The organism is Aestuariivirga sp., from assembly GCF_037139295.1.
GTDB lineage: Bacteria > Pseudomonadota > Alphaproteobacteria > Rhizobiales > Aestuariivirgaceae > Aestuariivirga.
In genome coordinates, this window is record NZ_JBAXGR010000089.1 from 1 (window position 1) to 12039 (window position 12039).

The following is a 12039-nucleotide window of genomic DNA, read 5'->3' on the forward strand; positions in this document are numbered from 1 at the left end:
GGCCCAAAATTAGATCTGACATCACCTGCCCGGAGCCGCAAGCCAGCGTCCACCCTAGGTGCCCGTGGCCTGCGTTGACCCAGAGCCCTCTTACGGACTTGGATTCACCTATGATTGGGGTCCCGGCAGGGCTCACTGGGCGAAGTCCAGCCCATACTCGCGCCTTTGAGAGATCGAGATGCTGCTTTAGCTCAGGGAATGTGAAGTTGGCGTTATCAATGATTGCCTGAGCACGTGGCATGGCGGGTGTCGTATCATATCCCGCAATCTCGGCAGACCCAGAGATTCGCATGCGATCGCCGATGGGCACGAGGCCAAAAAGCTTAGAATCGTCTATGATTGGAACTTGCGGTGCGCTGTTCCAAGCTCCGCGGGAAAACGTGATAGATATACCCTTTACCGGATAGACCGGAATGTTCACTCCAAGCCTTGCAAGAATGGGAGTGGAAAAGCTCCCCATAGCGACGATGACGGTGTCAGCCGTGATCCGGCCGTTGCTGGTGACAACGCCGGTTACCCGCCCCGCCGACGCTTCAATATTCACGACGGACGTCCCGTACTGAAAGCGCACGCCCTTGGCTGCGCAAGCCGCCGCAAGGCCTTGCGAGAACTTATTGCAGTCTCCAACTTCATCTCGCGCGAAGTAAAGAGCGCCCGCAAGCGTCGATTTTGTGGATCTTAGGCCCGGTTCGATCTCAACGGCTCTGTCGGGGTCAATCCGTTCGTAGAGCAGACCGTGTTGAGCCAGAAACTCGCTCGATCGCTGCGCGTCATCGAGAGACTCGGCCGAGCGGTATATCTTCAATACTCCCTTTGAAGATCTATCATATTCTATATCGCATTCTGCTCCAATGTCGTGAAGGCAGCGGAGTGAGTGGAGTGCGAGTTCGAGATTGGCGAGGCTATTTGCCCGGAAACGTTCCGGCGTACAATTGCGGGAGAATTCAAGACCCCAGCGCCACATGTGGGGAATGGCGCTGTAGCGCAACAAGAGGGGTGCATTCTCTTTGCCGAGCCAACCAAGAATCTTTTTCGGCATGCCGGGCTGTGACCACGGCTCTACCTCGCTGGCATGTATGACACCTCCATTACCCCAGCTGGTTTCCATACCTGCAGCCGCCTGGCGCTCAACGACCTCAACATCTTCACCCAATTTACGCAGGTACCAGGCGGTTGCCATGCCAACCGCGCCCGCACCAATGATGACTGTCGTCATTTGTCTTGCCTTCCCTTGCTAGGATTGCGTGATTTAGGAGCGTTGACTCGCAGTCCTGCCCACATCTCCTCATTCTCACGGTCGATCCGCGCTGCAACATCGCGGGCGACATTTCGCATAAGCTCATCATGGATGCGCTTCGACTCCATGTAGAGCTGACTGATAAGGCGGAGGTGTGAGGTCATCTCGTGGTAAGCACGCATAGGGTCGTGACTGGCGATGGCCTCGTAGATGGCCGTATGGTCGCGTACCGAGAGCAGATCTGCATCCGGCATGTGAATGGTCTTCGTCCGCTGGTCAATGAGCCACTTGACCATGATGTCATGCACTGCGGAGAAAACTGGGTTTCGTGTAATCGCCGTCAGTTCATAATGGAAGGCGACATCAGTGCGTATGAATTCCGCGGTATTTCCCATTGCTGCACTGTTTGCATCCAGCGCCTTCTTGAGCTTCACGATGTCGACTTCGGTCGCGTTCTGGGCGGCCTGCCAGGCGACACCTGCTTCAAACAAGAGCCGTGCCTGTTCCATGTGGGCCTGACCCTGGCCGCGGGCTGAGATGCGTTTGATCAGGCTAGCCAACTGGTCCGTCAGGAAGCTAGCACTTGGCGCTGTCACCCTCGCCCTCGCTCCCCCCGTGATCTCGACAAGGCCCTGCTGCTGCAAAAGGAATAGAGCTTCGCGTACAGAGGGGCGTCCTACGCCATAGCGTTCGGCGAGTTCTTTTTCGGACGGCAGCTGGTTTCCAACCTCAAATTCGCCAGCGGCCATTGCACTCTCGAGAAGTTCTGCGATGTCATGCGAGCGCTTACGCCTTCCGAGAGGCTTGATTTGGGTGTTCATCTTCTAGCTGCACTCCATCGAGGTACCCGTCGAATTCTCACGCGCTGGGGTCAGGTGTCAATAGGTCTTGACCTGTCACCATTTGTGAATAAGGTCGTGCGTCAATCAGAACAATGGGGGACGTGATGTCCGTGGGCGGTCTTCGTCATCAACTCAAGACGCCGGCGCTTGTCCTCGATATTGATATTCTTGACCAAAATATCGCAACAATGTTCGATCGTGCCCGGGCGATGGGCGTTGGGCTCAGACCTCACGCGAAGGCCCACAAATGTGTGGAAATTGCCAAGCGACTGCAGCGTGCCGGTGCGCTCGGTGCTTCGTGTGCGACCATTGATGAGGCAGAATGCCTGGCTGCGGGAGGTATTACAGGTATTCTTGTTACCTCGCCCATGGTGTCACAGGATCAGGTTGCGCGGCTAGGCGGACTGCTCTCGCGCGGCGCCGACCTGATGGTGGTCATGGATAATCCGCTAAACCTCAGTGCTTGCGCGGGGGTCGCTGCTGAAGCGGGACGTACTCTCGGTGTGCTGATTGATTTTGATTTTGGGCAGGGGCGGACAGGCTGCATCGACGTCCAAGATGCCGTTTCGCTTGCGAGGGGTGTTAGTGACAGTGCGCATTTGAGGCTCCGAGGTGTTCAAGCCTATTGGGGGCAGGTTCAGCAGATCATGCCAATCGCCGATCGGAGACTGCAGGCGCAAGTCCAGCTTGATAGGCTCAAAGATCTGGTTTCAGAGCTTACGAAAGCCGGTCTCAAGCCTGAGATTGTGAGTGGCGGCGGTACGGGCACCCACCAGATTGATGGTGAATCGGGCCTCTTCACGGAGTTGCAACCCGGCAGTTTCCTCTTCCTGGACAGCCAATATGACAAGAGCGTCGGAGCGCCCTTCAAACCATCGCTCTTCGTAGCTTTGTCTGTCGTGTCGGCTAATCGCCCAGGGCGCGTCATTGTAAACGGTGGATACAAGGCATTCGCGACCGACGGTGGTTTCCCAGAAGCTGTCCGCGGGGCGCCATCCAAAGCCACGTACCGTTATATGGGCGATGAGCACGGTGCGCTCGACTTCAACGGCGAGGGAGTGACCCTTGGCGCGACCATCGAATTTGTCACGTCGCACTGCGATCCTACCGTAAATCTGCACCCGGCATTTCATGTTGTGCGTGGCGAAAACGTCATTGATGTCTGGCCGATTGGCGGCCGATACAGTTGAGGATTGACAGCTATGAAGAAAGCCCATCCGGCGCATCACTCCGTTCCGATCTCGAAGACCGTGAGGGCTGGAGACTTTGTCTATACATCGGCCTACGGACCCTGGGTGTTCGATCCTGCTGACCTCACTTACGACGGTGCTGGAAACGCTGTCTCTGATGGCACGGGCAACGAGAACATGCCCTTCGATGATCAGGTTCACCGAACCTTTGATTTTATTCGTGAAGCTCTGAAGCCTGAAGGATGCGAGCTCGAAGATGTGGTAAAATGTGAGTGCTGGCTAACAAATCCGAGCGATTTCAGAGCATTCAATGAGATCTACAAGACGTATTTTTTGCAGAACCCACCAGTGCGGTCGGTCTTCCCCGCCCGCTTCATGTTTCCCTGCAAGGTCGAGATGCAGGTCGTTGCATTCAAACCTGTTAAGGCGATATGAGCAATGCAGGCCGCGATTGCGCAGGTTGTTACATTCTGCACCAACCCATTCGGCGGCAATCCGGCGTACGTCCTGTCTGTCGAGAAGCTCCCGAGTGAGGCCGTTCTCAAAAATGTCGTGGCACTCCTTGATGCGGATGTGTTGGCCGTCATAGAGAGTGTGAAGTCAATCTCTCCGGGGCTGCGGTTTTTTGCTGAGAGCGGGGAGCATCCTGGTGCGGGCCACGCCACACTCGCCGCGGCACACGTTGCCCTTCAGCAAAGGCAGAATCTGACATTTCAGCTCGCAAATGGCGGGTCCCGTGACGTCCGCCGCTGCGAACGAGGAATTGCGGTTGATTGGCCGGTGATGCCTTACACTGCAGCTGAACAGGGTGATCGCATCGCACATGCGCTGGGCGCTGCACCCCTGGAATGTCAGGTGTCCTCGTTCGGAAATATTGCGATCTTCCGAACCGAGGCGGAAATTGCGGCACTTGTGCCTGACATGGATTTGGTGGCGCAGCTTGATCGAACTGCGCTGATCGCCACAGCGCCCGGTCAATCGTCAGACATTGTCATTCGGGTCTTTGCACCTGCCGCCGGTCTACCCGAGGACCCGGTTTGTGGAACTGCACATCGCATCATCACGCCCTACTGGTCTAACCAGCTCGGCAAGAGTGTGCTGCACAGCCGTCACCTCTCTTCGCGCGGCGGAGACTTATGGTGCGAATTCGATGGGCATAGAGTTTCAATTGCGGGTGAGACCGTGAACACAATCGTGGGGACAATGACCTTTCCGACCTAAATGTGAATAGGGTGACCACAGTTTCACCTATTGACATAACTTACCCTCGGCTGCATTTTGTCGCAGTCACATTGGAGCTTGGCCTGTGCTGCGTTTGTCGATCAGGAATGTGGTCAAGACCTTCCCCGGCGTGCGGGCAGTGGACGACGTTTCACTTGAGGTCGAGCCTGGCCAAGTCCACGCGCTCATCGGTGAGAACGGGGCGGGCAAATCAACGCTCATGCACCTTGTTGCAGGCGTGTACCGACCTGACTCTGGCGAGATAGCGCTGGATGGGCAGAATATGATCGGCCTCAATGAGAAGGCGACGGCCGATGCCGGGGTCGCCATGGTGTTCCAGGAGCGTAGTCTTGTGGGTGCCCTGAGCGTTGCCGAAAACATCTACGCTGGTCGGCAACCCGGTAACCGTTGTGGTGTCATTAATGTCCGGCAGATGCAGGAGGGTGCCCGCGCCATCCTGTCTGAGTTGGAGGTTGATCTAGACCCGCGTACGACCGTCGCGCTCCTGTCGCCGGGGCAGCAGCAGATGGTTGAGATAGCCAAGGGCCTATCTCACGAACTGAAGTTAATCATTCTTGATGAGCCCACATCATCGCTCACGATCAGTGAAGCCCGTCACCTCTTCCGTGTTATCCGAAAACTCGCCAATAAGGGCGTTTCCATTGTCTACGTATCGCATCGCATGGCGGAAATCTTCGAGATATCGGACAAGGTCACCGTACTGAAGGACGGTCGTGTCACCGGGGTCCGGGATACCAACAGGACCAATCACGGTGAACTCATATCGCTGATGGTCGGGCGCGAACTTTCATTCGAACCAGACAAACGCAGGTCTGATCCCTCAGCCAAGGTTGCGCTCAGGCTTGACAAGCTTCAGGCTGATCGCGTCCGCGATGCGAGCTTCAGCCTGCGGTATGGTGAGATCGTCTGTCTTGCGGGTCTTCTGGGAGCGGGTCGCACCGAGACATGCGAGGCGATATTCGGTGTTCGCCCTATCACGGGTGGGGTGCTGGAAATTGACGGCCGGCCATTCCGGCCAGAAGGGCCTGCAGACTCCATGGATGCTGGCATCTCCATGCTTCCTGAGGACCGGAAGGATGGCGGCTTGTTCATGGACTTCTCGGTTCAGGCGAACGTGGTTGCGGCAAATCTTCCGGCGTTCACCAAAAACGGCCTTCTTTCCGAGGCTGCTATGAAAGTCAAAGCCAGTGAATATGTGCAAGCTTTGAGGGTTGCAACTCCAGACCTTCAACGCGAAGTGCGGGCGCTCTCGGGTGGCAACCAGCAGAAGGTTCTACTCGCGAAGTGGCTCTGTCGTAATCCACGGATCCTGATTGTTGATGAACCGACACGCGGAGTTGACGTGGGTTCCAAGGCTGACATCTACCGCATACTTCGCGATCTTGCCGGTCAAGGCATGGCGCTCCTCGTCGTGTCCTCAGATCTTCCCGAGGTTCTCGCGCTCGCGCATCGGATCGTTGTGATGTGCGAGGGCAGGGTAGCCGGTGAAATCGAGGCAAGTGGCGCGACAGAAATTTCGATTTTAGAATTAGCTTCGTCAAAAGCCAGTGAACCTGAGAAGGCCGCATGAACGGGAACAAGCTTATAAATCGAATTGCGACTGATCGGCCACTGTTCCTCATAGGCCTGAATCTCGCGCTTATTGTGGGAATGTCAGTGCTCAGGCCTGATACGTTCCCGACCAGCGGGAATGCTGCCGTTGTCCTGCTGGATACTGCCCAAACAGGCATCCTGGCATGTGGCATGATGGTGCTCATGATTGCCGGCATGTTCGATCTTTCGATCGGCGGTATCCTGGCGTTTTCAGGGATCATCGCTGGTCTCTGTGTCAAATACTTCGGCTTTCCTCCGATACCGGCATTTCTGGCTGGCTGCCTGTGGGGTGGCGTCCTCGGGTCAATAAACGGCGTTCTCGTGACCCGTTTTAAGATCAATGCCCTTATTGCAACGCTAGCCACGCTCTCCATATACCGCGGTGGTTTGCAACTCGTCTCAGGTGCTGGCGTTACCAACCTCGGAAATGGATATACGGTCTTTGGTCAGACACAGTTCCTGGGGATATATTCGCCCTTTTGGTTCATGGCTGCAATCGTCGTTCTGTTCGCATTTCTGGTCAGCCGGACCCGTTTTTTCAGACAGGCTTACTACATCGGCGGAAATGCTCGCGCAGCGAAGCTTTCCGGCATCAATGTTAATAGAACGGTGTTCATTTTCTTTGTCATCATGGGCCTACTAGCAGGTCTCGCAGGCGCGTTGCTCGCATCACGTCTGAATACCGCGGTCGTTCTTGCTGGCCAGGGTGTGGAACTCAAGGTGATCACAGCGGTGGTGCTGGGCGGCGCAAGCCTTTCCGGTGGTGTCGGCACAATTCATGGAGCATTCCTCGGTGTTTTACTGATGGCTCTCCTGCAGAATGCGATGATCATCGCGGGCATCAATCCATTCTGGCAATTGATAGTCGTGGGTGTTGTTTTGTTAATCAGTGTCGGACTTGACCAATTTGCCCGATCTTCGACGCGGGCCTAGAAACCAGAGGAGGAAACTTATGAAAAAGCTAATTCTGTGTACTGCCGCTACCCTGGCAATCATGGCTACGGCAGCGTTTTCCGATGAACCGACTGGTCTCAATGTCCCGATAGGGGACGCCAGCCGTGCTGACCAGGAGTATGTCTGGATCAGCAACGCGTCGAACCTGCCCCTCTTCGTCGAGCGGGTGTATCCAGGTCTCGACGCTGCTAAAAAGGCGCTTAACGTCAAGGTTCGCATCTCAGGTCCATCCTCGGTTGACCTTGCTGCCTTCATCACCACTGTTGATGCTGAATGCACGAAGAACCCGGCTGGCGTAATCGTCGTGGGTGGCTGGGACGACGCTCTGGCAGCCGAGGTCGATAAGTGTATCGACAAAAAGGTGCCTACGATTGTGACGGACGGCGACTTGCCGACTTCAAAACGACTGACCTACCTTGGCACTAATTGGTATAATCTTGGCTACAAGCATGGTGAGTATCAGTGTCGGTACCATGAGGAGGCAGGGCTCAAGGCCGGAGAAGTTGGAACTATCTCCTACCTTGCGGCCGGAAACTTCATCTTGGCGCGTCAGGGGCTCAAAGATGCGCTGGCGAAGAATTGCCCTGATGTGAAAGTTGTTGCTGACGAGGAATCGGGCACCAATGTCGAACAGGTGGCCGCTAATACTGCTGCGATCATTCAAGGTCACCCGAACCTCACAGCCATGGTTGGATTTGACTCAGAGGCCGGCCCAGGCATCGTTCGTGCGGTCGCGGAGTCCGGAAAGCAGGGGAAGATCATCATCACATCGAACGAGGCCGGTCGAGACTTCATGAATTCCATCAAGGATGGAACAGTGAAGATGATCAACATGGAAAAGTATGAAACCATGGACTTCTTCGGGGTCTTCTATCTCTATGCATTCCACAATGATCTCGTTCGCAATCTTGGAATGGACCACTGGCTTCAGAATCCCTTGCCAGCAGTTGGCGACTCTGGCCTCATCTTTGTTACGTCAGAAAACGTAGATACCATTCTTGAGGCTACTAAGGGGGCGCAATGAGCCGTACTCTCACCTTCCCGAAGCCGGTATCCCTCGAGGAGTTTGATGTACTATTCGAGCAAGTGAAGAATTGGGGGCGCTGGGGCTGGGACGATGAGAGGGGCACATTAAACTACCTGACACAAGAAAAGGTGGCGGCGGCGGCCAAGCTCGTAAAGAGCGGCCGCCAAGTCTCCATGGCAATTCCTATAGGTAAGACAGCGACGGCCGATAATCCAAGTCCGGCCGTTCATGTTTTTTCCTTACTCCATGATGTTCCGATCTCTCAGGCAGGACTGACTTTTGGAATGTGCTGGCTTGGAATGGGTAGCCATGGGGACGCTTACACACATGTCGATGCCCTAAACCATGTTGGCTACAAGGGTAAACTATATAACGGGAAGCCCGTTTCAACTCTCACGTCCCGGGGATCGGAATGGGGCTCGATTACTGCATACTCGACGGGCCTTGTCGGTCGCGGTGTCCTGCTTGATGCTGCCCGATACCGCGGCGTGGACTGGCTTGAGCCTGGCGAGGCCGTTACCCGTGCCGAACTCGAGGATATCGAGAGGAAGCAGGGAGTGCGTCTTGGGGAGGGTGATATTCTGGTCTTCCGGACAGGCCACCACGCGAGGCGGCTGAAGCTTGGCCCCTGGAGCAACGAGTATCCGCCGGCCGGAACGGGTAAGGCTGGACTTCACGTTGATACCATTCCGTGGATGCATGAGCGTAAGATCGCGGCTTTCCTGCCAGATGGAGATGGTGAGACCGTGCCCAGCAATGTTGAGGGTCTGCCGTATCCAATTCACCCTCTGCAGCTGACTGCTATGGGCATGTTGATTTCTGATAGTCTTCAACTTGAGGAGTTGGCTGCGGCTGTCACCGAAGAAGGCAGGTTCGAGTTTATGGTGGTAGGCCTGCCATTGCGACTCCCTGGTGCCACGGGGACACCGTGGAACCCTATCGCCATTTTTTAATGAGGAATCTCATGAAGCGCTTTGCAGGCCGGGTTGCAATTGTAACAGGGGCCACGACGGGAATAGGTCAGGCAACAGCTGTGCGACTAGCTTCAGAGGGTGCTCTTGTCTGTGTCAACCGCAGGCCAGACCTCAGCGCAGACGAGACACTTCAGATGGTAAAGGCGGCTGGTGGCGAAGCATTTGATATTGCTGCCGACATGCGTGATCCGTCGCAGATCGTGGCAATGATCAAGGCGGCAGCAGAGCGTGGCGGTCGTCTAGACTACGTTGTGTCAAACGCTGCAATCAATCCCTTTATGCCGTGGAACGAGACAAAGATAGAAGACTTCAACGAGTTGTTCGAGGTCAACGTCAGAGGCAGTTGGGTTGTGTGTACCGAGGGCGCGAAGCAGATGATCGCCGAGGGACATGGTGGCGCGATTGTCATGATTTCTTCGATCTCTGCGCATGTTGGATCTCCAACCCAGGTGGCCTACTGCGGCACGAAGGGCGCAATTAGCATGTTGGGAAAGGCTCTGGGATCCGTGTTGGGTACGCATGGTATTCGGGTGAATTGCATCGAGCCTGGCGCGATCCGTAGCAACATGAGTGCGCCTATGCTGGATATGCCAGATGTCATGAAATACTATAACGAGCGGATCGCTCTCCACCGAATTGGCGAGCCCTCCGAGCTTGCAGCGACTGTCGCCTTCATGCTCTCCGATGATGCGAGTTATGTGACCTCCGCCACATTGCTGGTCGATGCCGGATTCGTCGTTAATGCCGAGCTATAGATACAGAAAATGAAGTCCACGATCATCACTGGTGCTGGAACTGGCATTGGGGCTGCGGCGGCTAGGCTTCTCAGTGAACAGGGGCACGCGGTTTGCCTTGTCGGCCGCAGGGCCGAGAAGCTGGAGGAAGTTGCTTCAGACATTCGTAAGTCTGGTTGCAAATGCATAACTGTTGCAGCTGATGTTGCTGACCCAAGCTGTTTTAGCGTGATTGTCTCGGCAGCCGCCAACGCCTTTGGAGGTATTTCCGGCGTCGTCAACAACGCGGCGACGATCAAGACCATGCCGTTTGTAGATTATTCCCTCGAAATTATTGACTACCATTGGGCTGTGAACATCAGGGCGCCATTTCTGCTCACGCAAAGCGCGCTACCTTGGCTGATCCGCTCGAGGGGCGCTGTTGTCAATATATCCTCATCATCGGGGACGCTGGTGCGCAGTGGCCAGTCGCTTTATGGTATGTCAAAAGCGGCCCTCGAATACCTGACAAAATCCTGTGCCGGCGAATTCGCCAAACAGGGCGTGCGGTTCAATTCTATTGCCTTTGGTCCAGTCGACACGCCTATCCATGAGAGCTGGGCGTCGGACTTGAAGGAGGCCTATGAGTGGCTGGCCGGCCAGGTTCCGCTCGGTCGGATCGCTAGTGCGCAAGAGGCTGCACAGTGGATCGCTATCCTGCTTTCTGATCAGGCATCATACGTGACGGGTGTGGTCCTGCCGGTCGACGGTGGTCAGGTTCTCGACATCACATAGATCAGTGCGGTAGTTTGCCGAGTGCCTCCTTAGCGAGGTCTCGATCTGGTGTTTGCACAAAAAACACAGTATCTCCATCGGCGTATGCGTATATGGGGCCCTGTGCGAGTTGCCCCGGGTCACCTATGCGTGTGACTTTCTGTCCGCTAAGAGTTTCCACGCTAATCGAAAGCTCCACCTTGCTCGAGGCCTGTATTGTGGCCTTGAAGCCGGAAAACAGTTTGTCGCTGTCAGCCCCCTTCACTTGCCAGGAACTTACCGCCGCCTTGAGACCTCCATTAGAGTAGGCACTACCCACCAAGAAGTCCTCGCGCCCCTTGTTGAGCGAGGCGAGAAAACCATCAAACACCGCGTTGCTGGTCATGAGATCCGTCCCCCTCTGGCTTTCTCGGATCAGCACAACACCCCCGAGTGTCGCGGGAAGAAGTGCTTCGAGCTGAGGGTCGGCATGACGACCGTCTGCCGCCGCTCCCTCCGGAAGGGCAAGGAATAGTGCTAAAAGCAGTCCGGCGATCAAGGCTCTCATCATCACTCGGCCCAAATGCAAAATGAACCTGCGATCGATTTCCCAGGATCAAGCACCCTAACGCCGTGGCTTGGAACCCCATGGTTCATCCGATTGAAGCCGTCATTGGCGTTGCTCACGGGCTCGACGCATACGTAGGGATACTCCCAAGCACTATAGACTTGCATCTTATCAAGGACCCCTTCAGCCGTTATAAAAGTCCGAGCACCGTCAGGATAAATGAGTTCCGCGCGCTGGTCCCAACCCTCATAGAGCCTGTCTACAACCATCTCTGACACATCGGGGCCATTACAGAAGCTGAGGCCTTCAACAAGTGGGCCGCAGCCGAGGGTGACCGCTTCAGGCGTATCAGCCGGCCAGACGCCCACAGCATCAAACTGCAACCTAGTGCCCTTGACCTTGGGGAAGTATGGATGAAATCCTAGGCCCGCCGGCATGCGTCGGAAGTCTCGGGATGTCAGCGACATCTCAACCCGAAGTCCACTTGCTGGGTTCAACTCAAAAGTCAGCATCCCGCGCCAGCGAAAAGGGAAGGTACCAGTCTCGGGAGTGTGCTCGAAGACCATTGAAGCAGAGTTAGGTCCCCGTTCAAGGACCACAAATGAGTTGATCCAAGCATCGCCATGCGTCGCAGTCGGTTCCTCTCTGACGGTACGACCCATATCATATGTAACGCCATCAAAGATGAACCCCGGCCCGAAGAGAGGGCCTGAGTAAGGTATCAGCGGGAAGCCAGAAAACTCATATACTTTGGGGTTGGCAATCGTGTCGGGCGACGTGGGCCGCAGTATGTCGCGCGTTCCCTTCTTGAAGCTCACGATGCGGCCACCAAACCCTGGTGCCAGCTGAAGAGTGTAAGGCCCTGCCTCCAAGGCAATCATGGGCCCTGTTTGACGAGCTTGGCGAAATCGAGACTTCATAAATCAACCATTTGCCTTGCCTGAGC

The 12039-nt window shown here is 55.6% G+C and carries 13 protein-coding genes; 9 read left to right on the plus strand and 4 right to left on the minus strand.

The window, feature by feature from the left end; all coding sequences use genetic code 11:
* Positions 1-1216 (minus strand): D-amino acid dehydrogenase (locus WCJ41_RS16950; protein ID WP_336907017.1); only part of this gene is annotated, 1216 nt, incomplete at its 3' end.
* Entirely contained in the window at positions 1213-2058 is an 846-nt protein-coding gene (locus WCJ41_RS16955; RefSeq protein WP_336907018.1) for an FCD domain-containing protein, read from the minus strand. The genes WCJ41_RS16950 and WCJ41_RS16955, both read right to left, overlap by 4 nt.
* 125 nt (positions 2059-2183) lie before the next feature.
* On the opposite strand from WCJ41_RS16955, the gene WCJ41_RS16960 reads away from it, so the two are divergent.
* From WCJ41_RS16960 to WCJ41_RS17000, 9 genes are all read left to right on the plus strand, one after another.
* On the plus strand, positions 2184-3269 hold the full coding sequence (locus WCJ41_RS16960) for a DSD1 family PLP-dependent enzyme (protein WP_336907019.1): 1086 nt from the start codon (positions 2184-2186) through the stop codon (positions 3267-3269).
* 12 nt (positions 3270-3281) lie between these two features.
* Positions 3282-3704, plus strand: a complete 423-nt coding sequence (locus WCJ41_RS16965; RefSeq protein WP_336907020.1) for a RidA family protein — start codon at positions 3282-3284, stop codon at positions 3702-3704.
* Positions 3705-3707: 3 nt separating this feature from the next.
* Positions 3708-4490, plus strand: coding sequence for a PhzF family phenazine biosynthesis protein (locus tag WCJ41_RS16970; protein WP_336907021.1), 783 nt, complete (start codon positions 3708-3710; stop codon positions 4488-4490).
* An 85-nt stretch (positions 4491-4575) separates the two neighbouring features.
* A complete protein-coding gene (locus tag WCJ41_RS16975; protein WP_336907022.1) occupies positions 4576-6081 on the plus strand; it encodes a sugar ABC transporter ATP-binding protein in 1506 nt (501 codons plus the stop codon).
* Positions 6078-7037 carry an ABC transporter permease gene (locus tag WCJ41_RS16980; protein ID WP_336907023.1) on the plus strand — a complete coding sequence of 320 codons (960 nt, stop codon included), beginning with the start codon at positions 6078-6080 and terminating at the stop codon, positions 7035-7037. Before WCJ41_RS16975 ends, WCJ41_RS16980 begins: the two co-directional genes overlap by 4 nt.
* Before the next feature lie 19 nt (positions 7038-7056).
* Complete coding sequence (locus WCJ41_RS16985) at positions 7057-8082, plus strand: substrate-binding domain-containing protein (protein ID WP_336907024.1); 1026 nt, start codon at positions 7057-7059, stop codon at positions 8080-8082.
* Entirely contained in the window at positions 8079-9038 is a 960-nt protein-coding gene (locus tag WCJ41_RS16990; RefSeq protein ID WP_336907025.1) for a cyclase family protein, read from the plus strand. Before WCJ41_RS16985 ends, WCJ41_RS16990 begins: the two co-directional genes overlap by 4 nt.
* Positions 9039-9049: 11 nt before the next feature.
* Positions 9050-9814: an SDR family oxidoreductase gene (locus tag WCJ41_RS16995; RefSeq protein ID WP_336907026.1), complete on the plus strand. Its 765-nt coding sequence runs from the start codon at positions 9050-9052 to the stop codon at positions 9812-9814.
* Positions 9815-9823: 9 nt separating this feature from the next.
* The gene (locus WCJ41_RS17000; protein ID WP_336907027.1) at positions 9824-10567 is read left to right on the plus strand and encodes an SDR family oxidoreductase; all 744 of its coding nucleotides are present in this window, start codon (positions 9824-9826) and stop codon (positions 10565-10567) included.
* A gap of 1 nt (position 10568) precedes the next feature.
* Here WCJ41_RS17000 and WCJ41_RS17005 read toward each other — a convergent pair whose 3' ends face one another.
* Together WCJ41_RS17005 and WCJ41_RS17010 are read right to left on the minus strand one after the other, a co-directional pair.
* Positions 10569-11084 (minus strand): hypothetical protein, encoded by a 516-nt coding sequence (locus WCJ41_RS17005; RefSeq protein ID WP_336907028.1) that lies wholly within the window; start codon positions 11082-11084, stop codon positions 10569-10571.
* Positions 11085-11095: 11 nt separating this feature from the next.
* The gene (locus WCJ41_RS17010) at positions 11096-12013 is read right to left on the minus strand and encodes a hypothetical protein (RefSeq protein WP_336907029.1); all 918 of its coding nucleotides are present in this window, start codon (positions 12011-12013) and stop codon (positions 11096-11098) included.
* Between the last annotated feature and the right edge of the window lie 26 nt (positions 12014-12039).